Origin of the sequence: Streptomyces sp. NPDC088762 (genome assembly GCF_044750905.1) — a bacterium.
Taxonomy (GTDB): domain Bacteria; phylum Actinomycetota; class Actinomycetes; order Streptomycetales; family Streptomycetaceae; genus Streptomyces.
Map to the genome: position 1 here is coordinate 323,019 of NZ_JBIVKT010000003.1, position 23,143 is coordinate 346,161.

At 73.5% G+C, this 23,143-nt stretch carries 25 protein-coding genes; 14 read left to right on the plus strand and 11 right to left on the minus strand.

Annotated elements, in window-relative coordinates; all coding sequences use genetic code 11:
* Positions 1–88: 88 nt before the first annotated feature.
* Together ACIP5M_RS09890 and ACIP5M_RS09895 are read right to left on the minus strand one after the other, a co-directional pair.
* The gene (locus tag ACIP5M_RS09890; RefSeq protein ID WP_401194282.1) at positions 89–454 is read right to left on the minus strand and encodes a peptidase inhibitor family I36 protein; all 366 of its coding nucleotides are present in this window, start codon (positions 452–454) and stop codon (positions 89–91) included.
* 16 nt (positions 455–470) lie between these two features.
* Positions 471–1,100, minus strand: coding sequence for a hypothetical protein (locus tag ACIP5M_RS09895; RefSeq protein ID WP_401194285.1), 630 nt, complete (start codon positions 1,098–1,100; stop codon positions 471–473).
* Between the two features lie 199 nt (positions 1,101–1,299).
* On the opposite strand from ACIP5M_RS09895, the gene ACIP5M_RS09900 reads away from it, so the two are divergent.
* Positions 1,300–1,797 carry an EF-hand domain-containing protein gene (locus tag ACIP5M_RS09900; protein ID WP_401194287.1) on the plus strand — a complete coding sequence of 166 codons (498 nt, stop codon included), beginning with the start codon at positions 1,300–1,302 and terminating at the stop codon, positions 1,795–1,797.
* A gap of 254 nt (positions 1,798–2,051) precedes the next feature.
* On the plus strand, positions 2,052–2,852 hold the full coding sequence (locus ACIP5M_RS09905; protein WP_401194290.1) for a restriction endonuclease: 801 nt from the start codon (positions 2,052–2,054) through the stop codon (positions 2,850–2,852).
* 63 nt (positions 2,853–2,915) lie between these two features.
* Here ACIP5M_RS09905 and ACIP5M_RS09910 read toward each other — a convergent pair whose 3' ends face one another.
* Positions 2,916–4,574 carry an amidohydrolase gene (locus ACIP5M_RS09910; protein WP_401194292.1) on the minus strand — a complete coding sequence of 553 codons (1,659 nt, stop codon included), beginning with the start codon at positions 4,572–4,574 and terminating at the stop codon, positions 2,916–2,918.
* A gap of 116 nt (positions 4,575–4,690) precedes the next feature.
* Complete coding sequence (locus tag ACIP5M_RS09915) at positions 4,691–6,175, minus strand: APC family permease (RefSeq protein ID WP_401194294.1); 1,485 nt, start codon at positions 6,173–6,175, stop codon at positions 4,691–4,693.
* A gap of 134 nt (positions 6,176–6,309) precedes the next feature.
* Here ACIP5M_RS09915 and ACIP5M_RS09920 point away from each other — a divergent pair, with 134 nt between their 5' ends.
* Positions 6,310–7,023, plus strand: a complete 714-nt coding sequence (locus ACIP5M_RS09920) for a TetR/AcrR family transcriptional regulator (RefSeq protein ID WP_401194296.1) — start codon at positions 6,310–6,312, stop codon at positions 7,021–7,023.
* 16 nt (positions 7,024–7,039) lie between these two features.
* Here the strand turns inward: ACIP5M_RS09920 and ACIP5M_RS09925 are convergent, their stop codons facing one another.
* The gene (locus ACIP5M_RS09925) at positions 7,040–7,339 is read right to left on the minus strand and encodes a hypothetical protein (RefSeq protein WP_401194299.1); all 300 of its coding nucleotides are present in this window, start codon (positions 7,337–7,339) and stop codon (positions 7,040–7,042) included.
* A gap of 281 nt (positions 7,340–7,620) precedes the next feature.
* On the opposite strand from ACIP5M_RS09925, the gene ACIP5M_RS09930 reads away from it, so the two are divergent.
* Entirely contained in the window at positions 7,621–7,863 is a 243-nt protein-coding gene (locus ACIP5M_RS09930; protein WP_401194302.1) for a protealysin inhibitor emfourin, read from the plus strand.
* Positions 7,864–7,895: 32 nt separating this feature from the next.
* Here the strand turns inward: ACIP5M_RS09930 and ACIP5M_RS09935 are convergent, their stop codons facing one another.
* From ACIP5M_RS09935 to ACIP5M_RS09950, 4 genes are read right to left on the minus strand one after another with little or no spacing between them, the layout of a single operon-like run.
* The gene (locus ACIP5M_RS09935; protein ID WP_401194304.1) at positions 7,896–8,336 is read right to left on the minus strand and encodes a response regulator transcription factor; all 441 of its coding nucleotides are present in this window, start codon (positions 8,334–8,336) and stop codon (positions 7,896–7,898) included.
* A complete protein-coding gene (locus ACIP5M_RS09940) occupies positions 8,333–9,475 on the minus strand; it encodes a PAS domain S-box protein (RefSeq protein WP_401194307.1) in 1,143 nt (380 codons plus the stop codon). The genes ACIP5M_RS09935 and ACIP5M_RS09940 overlap by 4 nt, the downstream gene beginning before the upstream one ends.
* Positions 9,472–10,155: a response regulator gene (locus ACIP5M_RS09945; RefSeq protein WP_401194310.1), complete on the minus strand. Its 684-nt coding sequence runs from the start codon at positions 10,153–10,155 to the stop codon at positions 9,472–9,474. The genes ACIP5M_RS09940 and ACIP5M_RS09945 overlap by 4 nt, the downstream gene beginning before the upstream one ends.
* Complete coding sequence (locus ACIP5M_RS09950; RefSeq protein ID WP_401194312.1) at positions 10,155–10,499, minus strand: STAS domain-containing protein; 345 nt, start codon at positions 10,497–10,499, stop codon at positions 10,155–10,157. The genes ACIP5M_RS09945 and ACIP5M_RS09950 overlap by 1 nt, the downstream gene beginning before the upstream one ends.
* Before the next feature lie 335 nt (positions 10,500–10,834).
* Between ACIP5M_RS09950 and ACIP5M_RS09955 the strand changes: the two genes are divergently transcribed.
* The 6 genes from ACIP5M_RS09955 to ACIP5M_RS09980 all read left to right on the plus strand — a co-directional run bounded on the left by ACIP5M_RS09955 (position 10,835) and on the right by ACIP5M_RS09980 (position 18,667).
* A complete protein-coding gene (locus ACIP5M_RS09955) occupies positions 10,835–11,206 on the plus strand; it encodes an ATP-binding protein (RefSeq protein ID WP_401194314.1) in 372 nt (123 codons plus the stop codon).
* 87 nt (positions 11,207–11,293) lie between these two features.
* Positions 11,294–11,971 carry a DUF4360 domain-containing protein gene (locus ACIP5M_RS09960; protein ID WP_401194316.1) on the plus strand — a complete coding sequence of 226 codons (678 nt, stop codon included), beginning with the start codon at positions 11,294–11,296 and terminating at the stop codon, positions 11,969–11,971.
* A 135-nt stretch (positions 11,972–12,106) separates the two neighbouring features.
* A complete protein-coding gene (gene lanKC, locus ACIP5M_RS09965) occupies positions 12,107–14,749 on the plus strand; it encodes a class III lanthionine synthetase LanKC (protein WP_401194318.1) in 2,643 nt (880 codons plus the stop codon).
* Between the two features lie 16 nt (positions 14,750–14,765).
* Entirely contained in the window at positions 14,766–14,903 is a 138-nt protein-coding gene (locus tag ACIP5M_RS09970; protein WP_215019680.1) for a SapB/AmfS family lanthipeptide, read from the plus strand.
* Positions 14,904–14,969: 66 nt separating this feature from the next.
* A complete protein-coding gene (locus ACIP5M_RS09975; protein WP_401194322.1) occupies positions 14,970–16,892 on the plus strand; it encodes an ABC transporter ATP-binding protein in 1,923 nt (640 codons plus the stop codon).
* Complete coding sequence (locus ACIP5M_RS09980) at positions 16,889–18,667, plus strand: ATP-binding cassette domain-containing protein (protein WP_401194324.1); 1,779 nt, start codon at positions 16,889–16,891, stop codon at positions 18,665–18,667. The genes ACIP5M_RS09975 and ACIP5M_RS09980 overlap by 4 nt, the downstream gene beginning before the upstream one ends.
* 19 nt (positions 18,668–18,686) lie before the next feature.
* Here the strand turns inward: ACIP5M_RS09980 and ACIP5M_RS09985 are convergent, their stop codons facing one another.
* Both ACIP5M_RS09985 and ACIP5M_RS09990 read right to left on the minus strand, forming a co-directional pair.
* Entirely contained in the window at positions 18,687–19,292 is a 606-nt protein-coding gene (locus ACIP5M_RS09985) for a DNA-binding response regulator (protein WP_401194327.1), read from the minus strand.
* A 356-nt stretch (positions 19,293–19,648) separates the two neighbouring features.
* Complete coding sequence (locus tag ACIP5M_RS09990; RefSeq protein WP_401194330.1) at positions 19,649–19,825, minus strand: hypothetical protein; 177 nt, start codon at positions 19,823–19,825, stop codon at positions 19,649–19,651.
* A 152-nt stretch (positions 19,826–19,977) separates the two neighbouring features.
* On the opposite strand from ACIP5M_RS09990, the gene ACIP5M_RS09995 reads away from it, so the two are divergent.
* The 4 genes from ACIP5M_RS09995 (at position 19,978) to ACIP5M_RS10010 (ending at position 23,010) form a co-directional block, all read left to right on the plus strand.
* Positions 19,978–20,151 carry a CsbD family protein gene (locus ACIP5M_RS09995; protein WP_401194332.1) on the plus strand — a complete coding sequence of 58 codons (174 nt, stop codon included), beginning with the start codon at positions 19,978–19,980 and terminating at the stop codon, positions 20,149–20,151.
* A gap of 224 nt (positions 20,152–20,375) precedes the next feature.
* Positions 20,376–20,714, plus strand: coding sequence for an STAS domain-containing protein (locus ACIP5M_RS10000; protein WP_401194334.1), 339 nt, complete (start codon positions 20,376–20,378; stop codon positions 20,712–20,714).
* A 119-nt stretch (positions 20,715–20,833) separates the two neighbouring features.
* Complete coding sequence (locus ACIP5M_RS10005; protein WP_401194337.1) at positions 20,834–21,229, plus strand: hypothetical protein; 396 nt, start codon at positions 20,834–20,836, stop codon at positions 21,227–21,229.
* A 476-nt stretch (positions 21,230–21,705) separates the two neighbouring features.
* A complete protein-coding gene (locus ACIP5M_RS10010; protein ID WP_401195070.1) occupies positions 21,706–23,010 on the plus strand; it encodes a PHB depolymerase family esterase in 1,305 nt (434 codons plus the stop codon).
* Positions 23,011–23,143: the final 133 nt, after the last annotated feature.

Sequence of the window (23,143 nt, forward strand, 5' to 3'; positions counted from 1 at the left end):
CGCGGCGGCCGCTGTCTCGGAGCCGGTGCACGCAGGGGAAGGCACGGCTCCGAGCGGCCGCCTCGGCCCGACGTGGCCGTCGGCAGTCTCAGCAGCCCATGGCCCAGGTGTGCGAGTCGCCGCTGTCGTTGGCCGCGGGGTTGTGGTTGACCTCCTGGCCGGGGGCGAGGCAGATGGTCATGTGACCTCCCTGATGTGCCCGGGAGTAGACCCGCACGTGATCCTTGATGCCCGGGCCCGAGATGCCGTGGTTGGCCCAGGAGGAGTCCTCGTCGGCGATCCAGCTCTCCCACCAGCCGTCGTCACCCGACCAGTTCGCCCGCTGGCCCCCGAAGTCGGTGTGCTCCCAGGCGCAGAACTGGCCACTGGGGCAGTCGGCCGCGCCGGCCGGAGCGGCCGCGGCGAGGAGGAGGAACGCCGCGGCGGCGGAGGTGAGCAGCCTGCTCGTGTTCATGAGGGGACGTTGCCTTTCATGTGGGGGGTGGGCGGTCGGCCAGGAGGGCCGCCGCGCGGTGCACTGCGCGGTCGCGCAGGCGGTCGTAGGTCTCGATGTCCGCACGGTGCGCGGCGCGGACCTGGGCGAGCCGGACCGGCTCCAGGCGGTTCCGCAGCTGTTCCAGGCCGCTCCCGCGGATACACGGGGTGTCGTTGTCGCCGCACGCGGCCCTGCGGGCCAGAGCGGCCCGGTAGTCGGCGTCCTCGCCGAGGCGGGCCTGGGCCTCGGGGCGCAGGTTGTTGACGGTGACTTCGGCGCGGAACCAGCGGGCCTGGTCTCCGTAGAGGAAGCGGTGCGCTTCGGCCAGGCAGCCGTCGGTGTGCGCGCGGACGGTGTAGCCGGTGGCGAGCGTGAGCGACAGTTCGGCCGGCCCGGCCCCGAACAACGCCTCGTGCCGCGGCGGCGGCCCGACGGCGCCACGAGTCTGCAGGCACCTGTCCACGAGCACCTGCTGAGCGGCCTTGATCAGATCACCACGGCCCTGCTCCGAGGCCGGCAGCGCCGGCCCGGCCGGTGCCGCGCACCCCCAGGCGCAGCACAGCGCGAGGACGACGCCCGACGCCCTGCGGGCGGACGCCCCGAACCGGCCGGCGCTGATCCCCATACCGATGGGAACGATCAAGGACTGTCGAGGTCACGGCGTGGTCGGGGTGCACCCGCACCGGTACGGATCGGCTGTTCGGGTGGCTTCGCCGCTTGCAGAAACGATCTCCGACTCCCTGGCCGTTAGACGAGGCCGCCGGGCGGACACGGTGGGACCTGCCAGGGAACCCGCCATCCTGTGAAGGAGAGTTATGGACATCATGGCTGCCAGGGAACACGTCTTCCGCATGCTCGATGTGGACGGTGACGGTGTGATCTCCCGCCAGGAGTACCTCGCCCGCCCCGGCCGGGCCGCGAGGGAGCTCGGCCGGGACGCCGGCGATCCACTCGTCGCCACTGCCCGCACCCTGCACGAACGCGTCTTCTCCGCCATGGACGCCAACGGGGACGGGCACGTCACCCTCGACGAGTACGCGGCATGGGCCGGCGCGCACACGTTCGACGACGTCTGCCGGGACGCGCTCGGATCGCTCTTCGACCTCGCCGACATCGACGGTGACGGCACCTTGGACCGTGCGGAGTTCTCACGACTCCGCGCGGTGCTCGGCAACTCCGCCGACAACGCCGCCATGGCGTTCGACGCACTCGACACCGACGGCGACGGGCGCGTCGACCGTGACGAGTACCTCACCGCGATCCGCGCCTACGTCAGCGACGGCACGTCCCCGATGTACGACGCGCTGGTCTCCGTCCGCTGACCTCCGGCGACGGAGCACGGAACGGTGAAGGCCCCGGGCTGCGGCTCGGGGCCTTTGTGCCGGTCACACGACGCGTGCTCCACCGCCTCCACCGGACGGGGCGCGTCACCGACCCCGTTTGGACGCGGCGATCCGGACCAGACGAGGAGAGACGTTCCGGGTCCGCCACCGCCCGGGCGGTGTCCGATCGTGTCGGGTGGCGGGGCGCCGCGCCGAGGAGGCGAGGCGCGTGAGTGGGGAGGAGGGGGGCCTGCATGGCGGTGCCGCGAGGGCGACGGCGCGACGGAGGTGACGGCCCGGCGTCAGTAGGGCGTGACCTCGTACTGGCGGTGGGGTTGGTCGGGATCTGCCTGGGCGGGTCGGCCGTGTTCGTCAGGACGGCCGCGGTCGCGGGCGGGGGCATACCGGTGATGCCGATCGTCACGACGGTGGTCCTCGCCGCCGGGGTGGCGCTGGCGAGGTGGAGCGTCGCTCCGGGGCCACGCCGCTCCCCCGCCCGTGCACCGGGCCCTCGAGGACCGGTGGGGTGGGGCGCGCCGTCCGGCTGCTCCGGGCCGGCGGCCGCGGCGCAGACCGTGCCGGAGGTGGCCGTCCTGCCCGAGGTGAGTTCCGACGCCCTGGACCACACGGGGGTGGACGCCGACGGCTTCGAGCACACGGTCGCCGCGTTGTGCGCCCGCGACGGCTGCCCCCAGGTGGAAGTGGTGGGCGGAGCGGGAGATTTGGGGGCCGACGTGATCGCCACGACGGCGGAGGGCCTGCGCGTGGTCATCCAGTGCAAGCACTACGGCGAGGGCAACCGGGTCGGTTCGCAGGACCTCCAGCGCTTCGGCGGCACTTGTTTCGCCGTCCACGAGGCCGATGTGGCGGTCGTCGTGACCACCAGCGCCTTCACCGCTCCGGCCGTGGAGTACGCCGCCGCCTGCGGCATCACCTGCATCGACGGCGACGCCCTGGAGGCGTGGACGGAATCGCGGACGCCGCCTCCGTGGGAGGCCGCCGCAGCGGCCCGCACGGAGGCGGGGGCGGAAGGGGTGGCGGGCGCCGGCGCGTAGAAGCACCCCCAGGCGGTGTCTTACGGATCAGGCCGAGCCCGGCCTGATCCGTAAGACACCCCCCTAGCCGGCGCTGTAGACCCGTTGACCGCCCACGTACGTCTCCGTGGTGCGAAGGGAGTGCAGGTCGGCGGCGGCCACGGCGAAGGGGTCACGGTCCAGGACCGCGAGGTCGGCGAGCCGGCCGGTGGCGATCACGCCGGCGTCGTCCTGGTGGTTCACCCACGCCGAGCCGGCCGTGTACGCGGCGAGGGCGTCGGTGAGGGCGAGCCGCTGCTCGGGCAGGAACGGGGGGCGCAGATCCGGTTCGCCCAGTTCCTCGGCCCACACCTGGCGGTTGACGGCGACGTGGATGCCGTGCCAGGGGTCCGGGCTCGAAACGAACCAGTCGCTGCCCGCCGCCAGCACCGCGCCGGCCGCGTGCAGGGCGCCGAACGGGTACTGGCGCCGCCCGCGTTCTTCGCCGAGGAAGGGCAACGTCAGTTCGTCCATGGCGGGTTCGTGCGCGGCCCACAGCGGCTGCATGTTCGCGGCGGCACGCAGGGTGCGGAAGCGCGGGATGTCCTCGGGGTGCACCACCTGGAGGTGGGCCAGGTGGTGCCGCAGCCCGGTGTGGCCGTGGACGGCCACGGCAGCCTCGAGCGAGTTCAGTGCCTCGCGGACCGCCCGGTCGCCCAGAGCGTGGAAGTGGATCTGGAAGCCGTGCCCGTCGAGGGCGATCACGGCCTCGCGGAGCAGGGCCGGGTCGACCATGGAGATTCCGGCGTTGTCGCCCGGGCAACCGCACGAATCCAGGTAGGGCTCGAGCATGGCGGCGGAGAAGTTCTCCACCACGCCGTCCTGCATGATCTTGACGCTGCCGGCGGTGAAGCGGCGGCCCCGGGCGGCCTTCTCGCGGCGGGCGAGCAGGGAGTCGAGCTGGCCGAGGTCCTGGTCCCGTTCCCACCAGAGCGCTCCGCGCACGCGGGCGGTCAGTGAGCCGTCGGCGTCGCAGGCGAGGTAGGTGTCGAGGGGGTCGGGGAAACCGGCGTAGGCGCCGACGAGCGCGTCCTGCCAGCCGGTGATCCCGAGCGAGTGCAGCAGTTCCTGGGCGGCGAGGAGTCCGGCGCGGGCCTCGGCCGCCGAGGGAGCGGGCGCGAGCGACCCGACCAGCGTCATGGCGCCCTCGTGCAGTACGCCGGTGGGTTCGCCCTCGGCGTCGCGTTCGATGCGGCCGTCCGCGGGATCGGGGGTGTGCCGGTCGAGCCCGGCCAGGGCGAGGGCGCGCGAGTTCACCCACGCCGAATGCCCGTCGCGGACCGGGAAGTAGGCGGGCCGGTCGGGAAGGATGTCGTCGAGCTGGTCCCGGTGCGGCAGACCGCCGGGGAAGGCGTCGAAGGACCAGCCGCTGCCCTGGATCCAGGGGGCCCCGGGATGGGCGGTGGCGTAGGCGGCGATCGTGTCGCGGTACTGGCGGGCCGTACGACCCGGGCTCAGGTCGCAGCCGAGCATTCCGATCCCGGCGATCACCGGATGGACGTGGGCGTCGGTGAAACCGGGCTGTACGAAGCGGCCGCCGAGGTCGGTCACCTCGGTCCGCGGACCGATGAGCTCGCGCATCTCCCGGTCGGTGCCGAGGGCGGTGATCCGCCCGCCGGTGACGGCCAGCGCCGAGATCCGGTGGCGTACCGGGGAGGCGGTCCAGATGGTGCCGTTGAGGAGGACGAGGTCTGCGTGGCGCATGTGCGGGCTCCGGTGGGTGGCGGTTCGGTGAGGGAGGGTGACGGCCGGCAGGGGGCGACGCGTCGAGGGGAGGCGTGGGGGCGGGCGTCAGCGCGTCCGCCCCCGGGGCGAGGCGGTCAGCGGGCGGCCACCGGTGCCGAGGCGGGCGCGAGTGGTGCCGGTGGCTGTGTGAAGTAGGCGGCCCTGCGCCGGTAGCGGGTCCACAGGGCGGCGGGAACGCCGAGGGCGATGACGCTCAGGGGCAGGACGGTGAGGAAGCGCCCGTTCTCGGCGTCGAAGGCCAAGTGGTCCACGGAGGTCCACTGTTGGTGGGCGACCAGACCGCCGAGCAGCAGCAGGGCGACGCCGCCCAGCAGCGGCAGCAGGCCCACCACGAGCGCGTCGCGGATCCGGCCGCGCAGTTCGTGGCGGAAGGTGACGACGCAGGCTATGCCGCCGACCCCGTACATCAGCGACACCAGGATGCCGACCGAGTTGACCACGGCGACGACCACTTCGGACAGCGAGCCGACCGCGAGCCCGGCGAGCGTGATGCCGACGGCGAGCGCCGCGATCCGTACGGTGGAGGTGACGGGCGTGCCCCATGCGGGGTGCAGCCGGGTCCAGCTGGTGCCCAGGACCCCGTCGCGGCCCATGGCGAGTGTGAGGCGGGCGCCGGCGATGACGCTCGACTGCATGCAGGCCACGGTGGCGAAGAGCATCGCGGCGAGGGCGGCGGCCGCGCCGGCGGTCCCGTAGAAGGTGCGGGCCAGTTCGGTGACACCGGACAGCGGATCCGCGAGCTGCTCGGGCTTCAGCGCGTGCAGGAAGCCGGTGGCCGAGAAGAGGAAGAACCCGGTGGTGACCAGGATCGCGATGATTCCGGCACGGCCCGAGGAGCGGGCGGAGGTCGACTCCTCGACCACGGAGAAGGCGCTCTCCCAGCCCCAGAACATGTACGCCGCCATCACGGTCGCCCCGAGCAGCGTGAGGGTGTCGGGGAAGGCGAACGGCGAGAACCACGAGGCGGAGACGGGGGCAGCGTCGCCCCGCGCGAAGGCGGTGATCACGATGGCGGTGACCACGACAGCGGAGACGCCGAGCAGCAGGCTCTGGACGGCGGTGGCTCCCTTCACCCCCCGCAGCGCGCTCAGCACGATCAGGCCGCTCCACACCACACCGGTGAGGGTGACCGCGAGGGGGTCGTCCGGGGAGACGGCCCCGACGCCCGCCTCGGCGAGCAGGCCGAGGGTGAACTGCCCGGTGAGCTGGCCCGCGTACGACAGGAACAGGATGTTGGTGGCGACCGCCGTCCACCCGGTGAGGTAGCCGGTCCAGGGACCGAGCGCCCGGCGTACCCAGACGTACGCCGTACCGCAGTTGGGGTCGCGGGCGGCGAGCCGGGCGTAGCCCCCGGAAACGGCCAGGATCGGCAGGGCCGCGAGCAGGAAGGCGGCGGGCATGGCGGTGCCGGCGAGGGCGGCGAGGAAGGCGAGGCCGATGCCGACGCTCACGGTGGGGCTGATGTTGGCCAGCGCGATGATCACGCCGTGCCGGGTGCTGAGGGTCTTGCGGAACGCGGCGGCGGGCGCCTCGCCGGTGGCGGGTCTTCCCTGGTCCATGAGCAGCACTCCTCGGTTCGGGGTGCCCCGCAGACAACCGTTCGCCGCACTATTTTGTCAACAGTGTGGGTAAAAGATTTCCCGCCGTTCGACAGGGCTTGCGCAAGCGCTGTCCGGCCTGGTCTGATCGCCCCATGGCAGCACGAGGCAGGGGCCGTCCCCCCAAGGTGGAACTGGACCTGCGGATCATCGTGGAGGCCGCGCTCGCGCTCGCCGACGAGGAGGGCGCGGCAGCGCTCAGCGTGCGGCGGCTCGCTGCCCGGCTGGGGGTCGACCCCTCGGCCCTGTACCGGTACGTCAGGGACAAGGACGAGCTCCACCTGGCCTTGGCCGACCGCCTCTTCGAGGAGACCCTGACGGGGTTCGAACCGTCGGAGGGCTGGCGCGAGACGCTGCGCGACCTTGCGGTGCGCACGCGGGAGACCGCCCTTCGCCATCCCGGCGCGGCGGTCCTGGCCACCTACCGCACGACCCGGCGCCCCGGCGAGATGCGGATCGTCGAGCACATCCTGGCGGCTTTCGGCCGGGCCGGGTGCTCCCCCGCGCTGGCTGCCGTCCTGCACCGGGTCTACGGAGACTTCACCCTGGCCTGGGCCGGCATGGACGCGGCGTTCGAGACCCTGGACGGCGCCGCCCGGACGGGAGACGAGCAGGCCTGGACCCGCGAGTACCCCGCGGCGGACCCGGCCGCCTTCCCGGCCATCGCACGCAGTGTGGCCCACATGGCGCGGCTGGACGGGACGACCGTGTTCCTGGCCGCGCTGGAGACCTTGCTGGACGGACTCTCGGCGCGGATCGCGGCGGAGGCCACGGGCGGGCACCTCGACTCGCCGCAGCCGCCGCGGTGACCGGGGATACCGGGCGTCAACGCACCTGGATGCCCGCGCCGTAGGGTTTCCCGCCGCTGTGGCAGATGGCGGTGCTGGTGGTACCGACCCGGCGCCACGTGGGGTCGTAGACGGTGTAGTCCTGCGCCAGGAACCTGTCACACCTGGTGTAGACGCGGAACTCACCGGTGCCGTTGGTGCACGTACCGGCCGCGGTGGTACTGGACTGGTACCACGTACGGCAGTCGTACGGGTCCGCGGCCGCAGGGCCCGCCCCGGCCATCGCCAGGCCGGCGCCCAGAGCCAGAGAGGTCATCAGGTATCCGACGCGCTTCATACACGGCCCCCGGTCGAGAGGTTCGTCTGGGGCGTCGCGTGCTGCCACGTCGAAGACCCCCGAACGGTTCCACTATCCGCGCGCAGGCCCCCCACCACAACCCCGCCTGGGGGCGTTGCAGTCGCGCCCGGTGACGACCGGTCAGCCACTCGGCGACGCTTTCCGGACGTTCGTACCACAGGGGCCTCGCGCCGTGATAACAGGCCGGTGTTCAGGGAACGCGCGGCAGTGGCCGCCACGTTCGGAACGTGCGACCCCACCAGGAACCGGGAGGAACAGCCATGCTGATCACGATCACCCGCTCCGGAGGCTTCGCCGGCCTCGAGAAGACCCGCGCACTCGACACCTCGGACCGCGCGGACGCGGCGGAGCTGGAGGAACTCGCACAACGGGCCGTCGCCCCGGTGGCCGACGGCTATCACTACCGGATCACCGTCGACGACGAGGTACTCGACCTTCAGGACCCGTGCCTCACCGACGACCAGCGGACACTGATCCGTACCGTCCTCGACGAAGGCGCCTGACGTACGGTCAGAAACGCGCCCGCGCACCTCCGTCAGCGCCCGGGGCGGGCTCCGCCATCGGCGGTGAAGGGCATGGCCGTGCGGGCTTCGGCTCCCAGGGCGCGGATCTCGGCCAGCAGCCGGGCGTTGGTGATGCCCTTGACGAGGTATCCCGCGACGCCGACCGCGGCCATCTCGGTGCGCGGGCCCTGGTCGCCGTAGGCGGAGAACGCGAGGACCCGGACCCCGGGGACGGCGCGGATGATCTGCTGGGCCGTGTACGGGCCGCCGCCTGGGAAGCGCACGTCGAGCACCACGACGTGCGGCCGTCGGAGGGTGGCGAGCCGGATCGCCTCGTCGGCGTCGGCGGCGCTGCCGGCCAGGGTGAGGTCGGGCTGGGCCCCGACCACCTCCTCCAGCGCCGCGCGCAGCATGGTGTTGTCGTCGCAGACCAGCACGCGCAGGGGACCACCGGGCGTGGGGAGCGAGGTCACAACGGCTCCTCGAGGACGGTGCGGGAGTCGAAGCTCCTGACGGGCGGCCCGGGCAGCGGTTCGTCCAGTACTCCGGTCGGCAGGTCGGGCACCCAGAACTCCACGGTGGTGCCGGTCCCGGGCTCGCTGCGCAGGGTCCACCAGCCGCCGGCCGTCTCGGCCCGCTCCCGCATCTCCATCAGTCCGAAGTGCTCGTGCAGGCCGCGTGCGACCGCCGGGTTCCCGGTGCCGTCGTCGGCCACTTGGACCAGCAGACCCCCGTTGTCGTTGTGGACGCTGACCCGGACCTTCTGCGCCCGGGCGTGCTTGCGTACGTTCAGCAGCGCCTCTTGCACGATGCGGAAGATGGTGACCGCGGTCTCGGGGGCCGGTTCCCTGGCCAGCTCGTGTTCCAGGGACGGCTCGAGGCCCCAGCTTGCGGCCACCACGTCGTTCAGGTGCTGGGACAGCGACTCGATCAGCCCGTGCCGGTCGATGCCGGGCGGCTGGAGGCGGAACGTGAGGTTGCGCAGGCGACCCACCGCCTCGCGCACCGACTCGTCGAGCCGGGAGAGTTCGCGGGCGTACGGCTCGCCGACCCGGTCGGCGAGGAGCTGGAGCCGCATGCCGACGGCGACCATGGCCTGAATGGAGTCGTCGTGCACGTCCCAGGCGATGCGGCGGCGTTCCAACTCCTGGGCCTGCACGAGATGGGTGAACAGGCGGCGGCGTTGGGTGAGCGCCTGCTCGGCGGCGCGGCGCTCGGTCATGTCCCGGGTGACCTTGCCGAAGCCGCGCAGTTCACCGTTCTCGCCGAAGAGGGGGGTGATCACCACGTTGGCCCAGAAGCGGGAGCCGTCCTTGCGGATGCGCCAGCCCTCGTCCTCCAGCCGGCCGTCGGCGATGGCCGCTTCGAGCTCCAGGTGGGGTTTGCGGGCGGCGATGTCCTCGGGCGGGTAGAAGACCGAGAAGTGTTTGCCGATGATGTCCGTGGCACTGTAGCCCTTGATCCGCTCGGCGCCGGCGTTCCAGCTGGACACGTGGCCCCGGGGGTCGAGCATGAAGATGCCGTAGTCGACGACGCTCGTGACCAGCAAGGTGAACGCCGTCTCGGTCGGAGCGAGGACGCCGCTTTGTTCGGCGGGGCTGTTCCCGGTCATCGCAGCAGACCCTCCCGGCGGGCCACGGCGACCGCCTCGAGCTGGGAGCGGGCGCCGAGCTTCTCCAGGACCCGCTGGACGTGGTTCCTGGCGGTGTTGAGGGCGACGCCGAGCCGCACGCTGATCTCGGCGGCGCCCAGGCCGTCGCCGAGCAGGCCGAGGGTCTCGCGCTCGCGCGGGGTCAGGGTGGTGCCCAGGCTCGTGGTGCGTCCGGTCAGCCGGTCCACCGCTCCGCTGAGCAGCCCCTTGCTGAAGGCCATTTCACCCGCCGCCACCAGGCGTACGCCGTCCTGGAGTTCGCCGAGGTTGCCGACCTTGAGGATGAGTCCGGACCCACCGGCCTCGGCGACGTGGGCGGCCACCGCCGGTGTCCCCTCGCCGGTCAGCACCAGGACGCGGGTGCCCGGGGCGGCGGCCTTGAGCGCGGTGATGGCGGCGATGCCGTCACCGTCGGGCAGTCGCCGGTCCAGTACGACCACGGCGGGGCGCAGCCGGGCGGCGTCGGCCAAGGCCTCCTTCACGGACAGGCTGCGGCCGACCACCTCCAGGTCGTCGGTGCGGTCCAGGGCGAGCCGGATGGCCTCGGCCACCATGTCGTGGTCCTCGACGAGCAGAATGGTGATGCGGCCACCGGCGGTGCGCGGCACGGTATCCGGTGTGGTCTGCGGTGTCGAAGGCATCAGACGGTCCTCGGTGGTAGACGCGGCACGCCGTCGGAGAACAGTTCGTCGACGCCCGTGAGGGCGAACAGTCGGGCCACCTGGCCGCAGGCGCCCTCCATGCGCACCTCGGTGCCGATCCTATCCGCTACGGATCTGGCCTCCAGCAGCACGTTCAGTCCACCGCAGTCACAGAAGCGCAGGTCCCACAGGTCGAGCAGGACACGGGGGGGTCGGCGCGCGAAGCACTCGGCGATGGCGGCACGCAACCGCACGGCGGTGTCCAGGTCCAGCTCGCCGGCGAGCCGGAGAGCGGCCACGTCGGCGTCGAGCGCGGTGGTGACCTGGAACAGCGGGCCGGTCACGTCACGTCTTCTCTCATGCGGCAACTCCCATCCTGGGTAATGGGCACCAGCCCAGAGTAGTGAATCTGCACTAGAAGTGAACCTGTTCTCCCGAGGGATCACTCCCGCACGTGCGGATCGGCGCAAAAGCACAGGAGGGCGGGGGACATGAACAGGGGCATGAACCGATGGACGTTTCGAACGGGCTGGGTACCCTGCTGTGGGTAAAGCCGAAGGGCAGGGCCCCGGCGGGGCTACCGGATCACGGGCAGCGGTGGGGCACCCGAGGGGTGAGGCACTGAGTGGAAAGGGAGTGGGGGATGGAGCTCCCGTCGGCCATTCCGCACGACGCGCCCATGGCAGAGTTGCGCGTGGACTTCGACGGCGGGCCCGGCTGCATCGCCGAAGCGCGGAAAGCCGCCGTCGCGTTCCTGCGCCACCACGCCCTGCCCGCCCGCCACACCTTTCACGACGACGTCCTGCTGGTCGTCTCCGAACTGGTGACCAATGCCGTCCGCCACGCCCCCGGGCCCCTCGTCCTGGGGCTCGGTCTGGTCCCCGACGGCATCGGGATCACCGTACGGGACACCAACTCCAGCCCCCCACGCGCGCGGACTCCCGACCAGACCGGCGGCCGCGGCTGGCCCATCGTCCAGAGCCTCGCACGGCGGGTGCGCGTGGTCCCCCACAGCGACGGCAAGACCGTCCACGCGGAGCTGGCCCGGTAGTCCCGCCCCACAGCCCCCGCCCGTGCGGGCGCAGCGGTGCCACCGGCCCAGCGTTGCCGCACGCCGGCACGGGTCGTTGGTCCGGGCATGATCCGTACCCCGCGCACTCTCCCCGTGCTCACGGCCGCCGTCGGTGTCGCGGCCGCGGCGCTCGCCACCACCGCTTTCACCTCGTCCGCCGGCGCCGCCGCGCCCCGGCCGCCCAAGCCGGCCGACAGGGTCACCATCGGCGTGGCCACGGTCAACGGCTCGGGGTGCCGGCCCGGAAGCGCGTCGGTCGCCGTCGCCCCGGACAACAGCGCCTTCACCGTGACCTACAGCGAGTACCTCGCGCAGACCGGTGGCGCCGCCCGCCCGACGGACACCCGGAAGGACTGCCGGCTCAGCCTGCACATGAACATCCCCAAGGGCTACACCTACGCCGTCGGCCAGGCCGACTACCGCGGCTACGCGCACCTGGCGCAGGGAGCAACGGCCGTCCAGAAGGCCGGCTATTCCTTCCAGGGCATGTCCGGGGCCTCGAGCAGGAGCCACGCTTTCCGCGGAAGTCTCGACGACAACTGGCAGGTGACCGACAGCACGGATGCCACCGCCGTCATGTGGGCCCCCTGCGGCCAGAAGCGGAACTTCACCATCGACACCGAGCTGAGCGTGGACCCCGGAACGTCCGACCCGGCGACCACCAGTTACATCGCCATGGACGCGACCGACGGCAGCGTCAACACCCTGTACCACCTCTCCTGGAAGGAGTGCCCGACCCCCTGAGACCGGTCCGGCCGGCGGCGGTGCGCCGCGCAGGTGACTCGTGCGTTCTGCACGCCCCACTGGTGACAGGCGTGACTGTCGCGGCCCACGCCCCCCGTGACACCGTCGTTCCCGTCACCGACCGAGGGAGCAGAAGTGAACAAGGGGTACGCCGCGTTCTGCGACGCGGACCGCTGGTTCTACGAGGCGCCGTACCGGCGGACCGAGGAGAGCTACCGGGCAGCCCTCGCCCCCGTCCCCGGGGGCTGGCAGTCGCACCGCAGCGGGGACTGGCTCGCACTGCGCCCCCTGGACGCCGAACTCCCCTCGCAGGGCTGGAAGATCCACGTCTCGGCCGGCCTCGACAACGCCGAATCGGTCCTCGACCGGGTCCACGCCTACTGCACCGAGCGGCGGATCGCCTTCAAGTTCGTGCCGGGCCGCCACCTGCTGCACCTGCGCAACGCGAAGTACGCCGACCGGGCGGCCAGCGGGAAGTTCATCACCGTCTACCCCGCCGGCGAAGAGCAGTGCCGGCGCACGGCCGAGGACCTGGACCGGCTGCTGGCGGGCGAGCCCGGCCCCTCGATCCTCAGCGACCTCCGCTGGAACGACGGTCCCGTCCACCTGCGGTACGGCAGCTTCACCCTGCGGCACTGCTACGACGAGCACGGCGATCTGGTCCCGGCCCTGGAGGCACCCGACGGCACCCTGGTGCCGGACGTGCGCGCGCCGGTCTTCCGGCCGCCGGCCTGGCTGGACCTGCCGGACTTCCTCCGCCCCCATCTGGAACGGCGTGCCGCGCTCACCCTCGACGGGATGCCCTGCACGGTGGAGCGGGCCCTGCACTTCTCCAACGGGGGCGGCGTGTACGCCGGACGCGACAACCGCACCGGCGAGCCGGTGGTGCTCAAGGAAGCGCGGCCCTTCGCCGGGCTCGCCGCCGACGGGGCGGACGCGGTGACCCGGCTGCGGCGCGAGCGCAGAGCCCTCGACGCACTGGCCGGCCTGGACTGCGTACCGTCCGTCCACGGCACCTTCACCGTCGGGGACCACCACTTCCTGGTCCTGGAGTACCTGCGCGGCCGCCCCCTCAACAGCTTCTTCGCCCGCCGCCATCCGCTGATCGAGGCCGATCCCGATCCCGCCGAGCTCGTCGCGTACACCGCGTGGGCGATGAAGGTCCACGGGCGCGTGACGCAAGCCGTCGAGGCGGTGCACGCCCGGGGCATCGTCTTCAACGACCTGCACCTGTTCAACATCATGGTCGACGAGGATCCCGACACGGGCGAGCCGACCGTGGCGCTGCTGGACTTCGAGGCCGCCGCGCACGTGGAGGAGGGTCTGCGGCAGACGGTCGCCAACCCGATGTTCGTGGCCCCGCCCGACCGGCGCGGCTTCGCCGTGGACCGGTACGCGCTGGCCTGCCTGCGGCTCGCGCTGTTCCTGCCGCTGACGAGCCTGTTCGCCCTGGACCGCGGTAAGGCCGCACACCTCGCCGACATCGCCGCCGCGCAGTTCCCGGTCCCGCGCGCCTTCCTCGACGAGGCGGTCGCGGAGATAGTCGCCGGGCCGGGGGAGCACGTCCCCCGGCCGCGGCGGACGCCGGCCCCGGCAGCCCGGCCCTACCTGCCGGTGGAACCCGGCGACTGGCCGGCCGCCCGCGCCTCCATGACCGCGGCCCTGCGCGCCAGCGCCGACTTCGGGCGCACGGACCGGCTCTTCCCCGGCGACATCACTCAGTTCACCACCGCAGGCGGCGGGAGCACCTTCGCCGCCGGGGCGGCCGGCGTGCTGTACGCGCTCTCCGAGACGGGCGAGCCCCCATGGCCGCAAGCCGAGGAGTGGCTGCTCGCCCGGGCCGGTGACCTCGCGTCCGGCACCCCGCTCGGCTTCTACGACGGCCTGGCCGGGCTCGCCTGGACCCTGGAACACCTCGGGTACCGCGACCGGGCGCTGGCCCTCACCGACCGGCTGCTGGACCAGCCCTGGCAGTCCGCCGGAGCCGATCTGCACGGCGGCCTGGCCGGGATCGGGCTGGCGCTGGACTCCCTGGGCACCTCCACCGGCGAGGGGCGGCTGCACGCGGCGGCCCTGCGGTGCGCCGAACTCGCGGCTGGCAAACCGCCCGCACCGAAGCGGGCCGGGCTGCTGCACGGCCGCAGCGGATCCGCCCTGCTGTGCCTGCGCCTGTACGAACGCACCGGCGACCGGGCGCTCCTGGCGCAGGCGGCGACCGACCTGCACCACGATCTGGACCGGTGCGTGACCAGCGCGTCCGGCACCCTCCAGGTGGACGAGGGGTGGCGCACCATGCCCTACCTCGGCGCGGGCAGCGTGGGCATCGGCATGGTGCTGGACGACTGGCTGGAGCACGGCGCCGACGAGCGGTTCGAGGAGGCCAGAACCGCGATCGTACGCGCGGCCCAGGCCACCTTCTACGCCCAGCCGGGCCTGTTCCGCGGAGCCGCCGGCATGGTCCTGCACCTGGCACGGACCACCACTCCCCCGGAGGCCACGGACCGCCCGGGCGCCCGCGCCGCGGACGTCGCCCGCCAGACCGAGGCGCTGGCCCGTCACGCGATCGACTACCAAGGCCATCTGGCCTTCCCCGGCGAGCAGTTGATGCGCCTGTCCATGGACCTGTCCACGGGCACGGCCGGCGCGCTCCTCGCCCTCGGCAGCGCCGCGCCCGGCGGGCGCGCGCACCTGCCGTTCCTTCCGCCGCTGCGGACCACCGCGGCGGCCCCAGAGCCGGCACCCGAACCGGGCGCCGTGACCCATCGGTACACCCACTGAGGAAGAGGAATCAGACATGACGCTTCTCGATCTGCAGTCGATGGAAACCCCCAAGGCCGAGGTCACCGAGGCCGGAGAGCTCACGGGTGGCGGAAGCCGCGCCAGCCTGCTCCTCTGCGGCGACAGCAGCCTGAGCGTCACGACCTGTAACTGATCAGGTCTCTTCGGGCCCGGGCGGTTCTCCGCCCGGGCCCGCACCACACCCCGGGAGCCGCTGCCCATGACACCGCCCGCATCCGCCGACGAGGCGTCGATCGCCGTCGTAGCCGACCGGGCGCTCCTGGATGCCGCCCGGCACAGCCGCGGCCGAACGGCCGCCGCCGCCGGCTGCTCCGTGGCCGCTGCCGGCGCGGCCCTCGCCGAACCGGCCGTCCTCGGCCACACCCTCGACCTGCTGCTGCGCGGGGACCCCGCCGGCGGCCGCTGGACCATGTGGTGCGCGCTGCTGATCAGCGCCGAAGTACTCCTGGACGCCGCGGTCGTACGGCTGACGGGCGCCGTCGACGCGCGCTCCACGGCCTGGCTGCGCCGCCGGGGGCTGGCGCGGCTCCTGCGCGCCGCCCCGCACCACGCGGCGCGCCACGCCCCGGGCGAGGTCTCCGCCCGGCTGACCGCCCACGCCACCGAGGCCGGGACGGTGCCCGCGGCCGTCGCGACGGGCGCCGCGACCCTGCTGCCCCCGCTGGGCGGGCTCGTCGCCCTGTTCGTGATCGACGTCTGGACCGCGCTGGCGTTCCTCGCCGGGCTGCCGCTGCTGGCCGTGCTGCTGCGGGTGTTCGCCCGCGACTCCGGTGCCAGCGTCACCCGCTACCAGCAGCTGCAGCTGTCCCTGGCCGGCCGGCTGGTCGAAGCCCTGTCGGGCGCCCGGACGATCGCCGCCGCCGGCACGGCAGACCGCGAACGGCTGCGCATCCTCGCCCCCCTGGCCGAACTGGGCCGGGAGGGACGGGAGATGTGGCGGATCTACGGAGCCACCACGGCCCGTACGGCAGCGCTCGTACCGCTGCTCCTGTACGCGGTCGTCGGGGTGGGCGGTCTGCGGCTCGCGGCGGGGGCACTGAGCGTCGGTGGCCTGCTCGCCGTCCTGCGCTACGCGGGCCTCGCCGCCGGGATCGGCGCGGTGACCGGCCGGCTGGCGGCGGTCGTGCGCGGCCGGACCGCCGCCCGGCGCACGGCGGCCCTCTTCGGCCTGCCCGAACTGACGCAGGGAACGGCCCAACTGCCGCCGGGCGGGCCGGGCACGCTGGAGCTGCGAGGGGTCCGGCTGGTGCGCGAGGGGGCCGTCGTCCTGCACGACGTCGACCTGCGGGTGCCCGGCGGGTCCACCGTCGCCGTCGTGGGCCGTTCCGGTTCCGGGAAGTCACTGCTCGCCGCGGCCGCCGGGCGGCTCACCCCCTGCAACGGCGGCCGGGTGCTGCTGGACGGAGTACCCCTGGAGGAACTTTCGCAGGAGTCGCTGCGCCGCGAGGTCGGATACGCCTTCGGCCGTCCCGCGCTGTTCGGGGAGAGCATCGAGCAGGCCATCGCCTTCGGTCCGGACCCTCGGCCGGCTCCCGCGGCCGTGCGCGAGGCGGCCCGGCAGGCGGCGGCCGATCCGTTCGTACGGCGCCTTCCCGAGGGCTACGGGACGGCGGTGGCGCGCGCCCCCATGTCCGGGGGCGAACGTCAACGCCTGGGCCTGGCCCGGGCGTTCCTGCGGCCGGGACGGCTGCTGGTGCTGGACGACGCCACCTCCGGGCTGGACACCGTCACGGCGGCCGAGGTGGAGCGGGCGCTCGCGCGGGAGGTGCGCCCCGGCACCCGGCTCGTGGTCGCGCACCGGGTGTCGGCCGCCGCCCGCGCCGACCTCGTCGTCTGGCTGGACGCGGGCCGGGTCCGGGCCACGGGCACGCACGCGCAGCTGTGGGCCGACCCCGCGTACCGGGCGGTGTTCGCGGCCGGGGAGGCGGCGGGACGCGGGCCGGAGCGGGATGCCGGGCGGGTGCCGGACGCAGGGTGGATGCCTGGCGGCGGGCAGGTGCCTGGCGGCGGCCGGGCCTTGGACGCCGGCCGGGCCATGGACGCCGGCCGGGAGGTCGAGGACGGGCCGCGGCCGGGCGCCACGCCGGCCCCGGGCGCCGTCGGGCGGGAGGCCGTACGGTGAGCGAGGCGGGAACCTGGCGCCGGGTAGGGGCCGAGGGCCGCCGCTTCCTGCGCGGGCACCTGGCGGCCCTGGGCCGGCTCGCCGTGTGGTCGCTGCTGGAGTCCGCGCACACCTTCCTCGGCGGGTACGCGGTCGCCCGCGCCCTCGACGACGGCTTCCTCGCCGGCCACACCGCCACCGGCCTCGGCTGGCTCGGCGTGGCCGGCGCGGGCGCGCTCGTCGGAGCCCTCGCGCTCCGCGGGGTCTTCGCCGGACTGGCCGGGCTGGTGGAGCCGCTGCGCGACGGGCTGGTCCGGCGGGCGGTGCGCCAGGCGCTGGAGCGGGCGGTGGCCGACCCGGCTTGGGCGGGTGGGTCCGGGGCGGTCTCGCGGCTCACCCAGCAGACCGAGATGGCCCGCGACTCCTTCGCCGGACTCGTCCTGACCGCGCGCTCGTTCGCGTTCACCGCCGTGGGCGCGCTGGCCGGGCTGGCCGTGCTCTCACCTGCGCTGTTGCTGTTCGTGCTGCCCCCTCTGCTGCTGGGGGCCGCCTGCTTCGCGGCCACGCTGCACCCGATGGCTCGGCTCCAGCGCGCCGCCCTCGACACCGACGAGGCGCTGGCCGCGCGCACGGGTGAGCTCGCCGCGGGGCTGCGCGACGTGGTCGCCTGCGGTGGCGCCGGGGCGGCCGGGGGCCGGATCGAGGCGCTCGTGGCCGCGCAGGAACGGCTGACCGGACGGCTGGCCGGCTGGACGGCCCGGCGCACGCTGGCGCTGGGGGCGGCGGGCCGGCTGCCGGTGGTGGCCCTGCTCGCGGGTACGCCGTGGCTGTTGGCGAACGGGGTCAGTACGGGAGCGCTCGCCGGGGCGCTGACGTACCTCGTGCAGTCCCTGCTGCCCGCGCTCGACTCCCTGATGACGGCGGTGGGTTCGGCGGGCACCCGCCTGGTGGTGGTCCTGGACCGCTTCTGCGCACCGGCCCCGAAGCCGGACACGCCGGCTCCGAAGCCGGGCACGCCGGCCGCCGCCGGCCTCGATGCGGCCCCGGACCGGCGCCGGGAACCGGACCCTGTCCCGGGGGCGGCGGTCGAGGTGCGCGGGCTGCGCTTCGCGTACGGGCCCGGGGCCCGGCCCGTGCTCGACGGCCTCGACCTCCTGGTCCGTCCGGGCGAACACCTCGCCGTGGTGGGGCCGAGCGGGATCGGCAAGTCGACGCTCACCAGTCTGCTCGCGGGACTGCTCCCGCCGGACGCCGGCTCGGTGCTGGTGGCCGGGGCTCCCGCCCGGCGAGCGCCGGGGGGACGCCCCGACCCGCGCCGGACCCTGCTGCCCCAGGAGGCGTACGTCTTCACCGGCACGGTCCGGGAGAACCTGGTCCACCTGAGCCCCGACTCGGTCCCCGGCCCCCGCATCGCGCACGCCGTGGCGGCGCTGGGCACCGCACCGCTCGTGGAACGGCTGGGCGGGCTGGACGCCCCGGTCGACCCCGGTCGGCTCTCCCAGGGTGAACGGCAGCAACTCGCGCTCACAGCGGCCTACTTGTCGCCCGCGCCGCTCCTCCTGCTGGACGAGGCGACCTGCCATCTCGACGCCGCGGCCGAGGAGCGCGCCGAACGCGCCCTGGCCGCACGGCCCGGGACCCTGGTGGTGGTCGCGCACCGCATGTCCTCCGCTGCCCGGGCCGACCGGGTCCTCGTCCTCGACGGCACCCACGCGGTGTGCGGCACTCCTGCGGAACTCCCCGCCAGGTCGCCGCTGTACCGGGACCTGGTGGGAGGGTGGCACGCGGAGGGCTGAACGCGGGCGGCCGGACGGCTCAGACCCAGCCCGCCCGCCGAGATATCCGGATCGCGTCGATCCGGTTGCGGGCGCCGGTCTTGCGGGTGACGGCGGCCATGTAGTTCCGGACGGTTCCGCTGGCCAGGTGGAGGGCCCGGGCTATCTCCGCCACCGAGTCGCCCTCGGCGGCCCGGGCCAGCACGCTCAGCTCGCGCGGGCTCAGCGGCACCGGCTCGGACTGGAGGAAGGCCGACGCCAGTGACGCGTCGATGAAGCGCTCCCCCGCCGCGACCTTGCGGACCGCCTGGGTGAGACGCCCGGGCGAGCCGTCCTTGTCGACGAACCCGAGGGCGTGGGTCTGGAACGCGCGGCGCACCGTGCCGGGCGTACCGGACGCGGCGAGCACCAGCAGCGGGGTGGCGGGGTCGAGGACGGCACGGGTGGTCCGGTCATCCGAGAGGGCGGCCGAGGCCCCGGGACAGTCGAGGTCCACCACGGTGACGTCCGGCCGTAAGCTCTCCGCCCGGCGGGCCGCGGTCCGCCAGCCCGCAGATGTGACCTCGAAACTCTCCTCTGACGTCAGCAGGGCGGCCAGTGCGGCGCGCACGAGCCTGACGCTGTGCAGGATCAGGACCTTCGTCATCTCGGCAGTGTCTCCTCGGGTGTTGATCAATCAGCACCAAGCGAGTGCCCCGGCCTCCCCCACGGGGAACGTCCCCGCCCGGGGCGTGCGGGGGCGCATGGCCGAACACCGTGCGCCGTCGACACACGCCCAGAGCGCCGTCCCCGGCGTCAGCCTGCACGGACACCTCGCTCGGCCGGACAAACGCCGTGCCGCGAACCCGCCGGGAGAGGCTGATTCCGTTCGGAACGCACGCGACGTCCGGTCCCCCGCTGCGTCCGAAAAGAAGAGCCTTCCTCTCCGCCGGCGGAGAGGAAGGCTCGTCCCGACGCTCCGAAGGTGCCCGGGCTCCTGCGCCGGGGCGACCTCGGGGCCCGTCAGCGCCTGCGTCGGCGGGTGGCCCAACCGCTGCCGATGCCGGCCACGTGCAGGGCCAGCAGCATCAGGCCCAGGATCATGAAGTTCCCTGATGAGAACACATGGTTCGTCGAAATCTCCGCCGCATTGATCAAGAACGCGATGAAGAACAACACGGCCGCCGCAATACCCAGCATCGCTGCTCCTTCCAGAGGGTGAGAGCCGTATGCCCCCGCATCCCGGTCCGACACCAGCCCCGTCCGGCATGGGCGCACCTGCTGTTTAGGAAGGGCGAATGCGAGCAAGAGCGTCCTCGAGACCAATCCGGTACATCGACGAGGAGGTCCCCATGTCGGGCGAGCAGAAGAGCAAGGCACACGTCGAGCAGGCCAAGGGCAAGGCCAAGGAGGCCATCGGCCGCGTCGTGGGCAACGAGCGCATGACCGCGGAGGGCCGCGCCGAGCAGGCCAAGGGCGACGCCCGCCAGGCCAAGGAGAAGACCAAGGACGCCTTCCGCCACTAGTCGGCACAGGCCTCCATGAACGGCCGGACCCCCGACCCGCTCCCCCGGGCCGGGGGACCGGCCGCGTTCGGCCACCGCGACCGGGACGGGGCGGACACCGCCGGCTCATCACCCGTACGGCGGCGGCCACGAGCGCACCGGTCACCGGGTCGCCACACTGAGGTCAGCCGACAGGAGTACCACCGTCCGCGAACGTCCGCCGTACGTGATGCAGGAGGTCGTCCATGGCACTCGATCGCCACCCCGCCACCCTCTCCCAGCCACCCATGAGCATCACGGAGTGTGACGGCGGCGCCGTCCTGCGTTTCACCGGCCGACTGAGCGCGCACCACGTCTTCACGCTGGAACAGCAGCTCCTCGACCCGCGCCTGACCCGGGCCGGCGCGTGCGTGCTGGACCTGAGCGCCCTCACGCACATCGACCTGATCTGCGCCTACGCACTGCGACGGGCCGCCACACGCCTCTCGGCGACCGCGCCGGTCCGCGTCCGCGGCGCCCGGCGCACCGTACAGCGGAAGCTGCGCTACGCCGGTGTGGCAGCGGTGGCCTCGATCGAGGAATAGCCGGCGCCTTCCTGCAAAGCACACACATGTGGCACAAAGGGGCGCCGCGGTTCCTGAGTGGCGGCGCCCAGATCGGGCAGCATGTAGGTGCTCGGGGAAGGCCGAACGAAGGACACGTCATGTCCAGGAAACCGTCGAAATCCCACCCCTCGCAGGGTGAGGGCGGAGCGAGCAGGCATCCCGGCACCGAGGAGCACGGTTGGTCACCGGACGTCGACAGTACGCATACGCAGGACAACCCCAGCGCGCACCGCTCCTTCCACCCCGACACGTACGCCCCGGCACCCGGCCGCGGCAGGAGCGTGTCCAAGGAGGAGACCAAGGGTGCGGGCGCCGGCACGGGTGAGAGCACCAGCCGGAGCGGTGAGGACCACGCCAAGCAGAGCTCGCCCGAGGGGATGCACGACCTCGGCCCCAAGGGCCGCTCCGGTCGGCCCAGCGGCACCAGGGACGCCTCCGCCGTCACGGGCGTCGACCCCCAGGACCCACCCGCTGCGAAGCACCGGAAGAAGTAGTGGCCGCGGGCCCCGCGCGATCGTGGCGGCCCAGGCACGGCGCGCGCGGCCGCGGGCTCTTGGACGCAGGGGTCATTTCCTAGCGGGTGCCGGCCCCTGCCGCAACCCTCTGCGATACGCCAGCGCGTAGCCGGAATATGGCGTTCCTCGCCATGCCCCACCTGCGGGGCGCGTGGCTAGGGTGACGGCACGCCGAGCCTCCGGGAGAACGGCTCGACGGCTCGTGTCCGCCACCGCAGGGAGCAGCCGACATGCCGTTGATCAGGAGATCGTCTTCACTTTTACTCTCACCCTTCGCCGGGGAGCCGGCCTTGCCGGGCAGGGGCCGCCGGACCTTGCGGGCGGTTCTCGCCCGTCTGTTCGCCGTGGCGGTGCTGGGCGTCGGCGGCGCCGTGGCCGGGCCCGCCTCCCCGGCCCGGGCTGCCGTCACCCTGGAGCGGGTCTCCGGTTTCGGTGCCAACCCGGGCCAGTTGAACATGTACGTGTACCGGCCGGCGTCACTCCCGGCCGATCCGCCGCTGGTGGTGGCGCTGCACGGGTGCACGCAGAACGCCCAGGTCTACGCGGACAACTCCGGCCTGCCCGAACTCGCGGACCGGCGCGGCTTCTTGCTGGTGTTCGCCGAGACGACCTCCGGGAACAACATCAGCCAGTGCTTCAACTGGTTCCAGGCGACGGACAACGTGCGCGGCCAGGGCGAGGCCGCCTCGATCCGTCAGATGGTCACCCACGCCGTCTCGGCGTACGGCACCGACCCCGCCCGCACCTACGTGACCGGGCTCTCGGCCGGCGGCGCGATGACCTCGGTGGTGCTCGCGACCTACCCGGACGTGTTCGCGGCCGGGGCTGTGGTCGCCGGGCTGCCCTACGACTGCACCAAGGACACGGCCGCGCTCGGCTGTATGAACCCGGGCGTGGACCGGAGCCCCGCGGTGTGGGCGCAGCGGGTGCGTGACGCGTACCCCTCGTGGGCCGGCCCGTGGCCGCGGCTGGCCGTGTGGCACGGAGACCAGGACACGAAGGTGGTCCCGCGCAACGCCGACGAGCTGCGCGACCAGTGGACCGCGCTGCACGGACTGAGCCAGACGCCGGACCGCACGACGTCCATCGGCCCCAACGCCACCCGGCACGAGGAGTTCCTCGCCCCGGACGGCACGGTGGCCGTCGAGGTCAACCGCGTTCCCGGCATCGGCCACGGCACCCCCGTCGACCCCGGCACCGGTCCCGGGCAGTGCGGCCGGACCGGTACCGCCCACTTCATCGCCTCGATCTGCTCCAGTGACTGGATCACGCGGTTCTTCGGCCTCGACGCAACCGGACCGGGTCCCGGCCCGGGAAGGCTGCCTGCGCCGACCGGCCTCGCCCCGACCGGCGTCGGGGACACCAGCGTCACCTTGAGCTGGAACCCGGTGGCGGGCGCCGCCGACTACGTGCTGTACCGGGACGGAACCCAGGTGGCCACCCCGGCCGCGCCCCCGTACACGGACACCGGCCTCGCCGCCGGGACGAGCCACACCTACACCGTCGGCGCCCGTGACACCGCCGGTGTGCAGGGAGCCCGTTCTGATGCTGTGACCGTCAGGACCACCGGCGCCGCCGCGGCGTGCTGGACGGCCGACAACTACCAGCACGTGCAGGCCGGAAGGGCCACCGCGAGCGGCGGCTACGCGTACGCCAAGGGATCGAACCAGAACATGGGGCTCTACAACGTCTTCACGACCCACACCCTGAAGGAGTCGCCCGCCGGCTACTTCGTGATCGCCGACGCCGGCTGTTCCTGAGTGCCGAACAGGCAGCACACGCCCGCCATGGCGGCCGCCACCACCCGGGCGGCCGCGAACATGGCGGGCCCAGCCGTGTCAGGGCGCCTCCTGCGCCGCATAGCCTCCGGCCAGTCACCTTCCAGCCATGGAG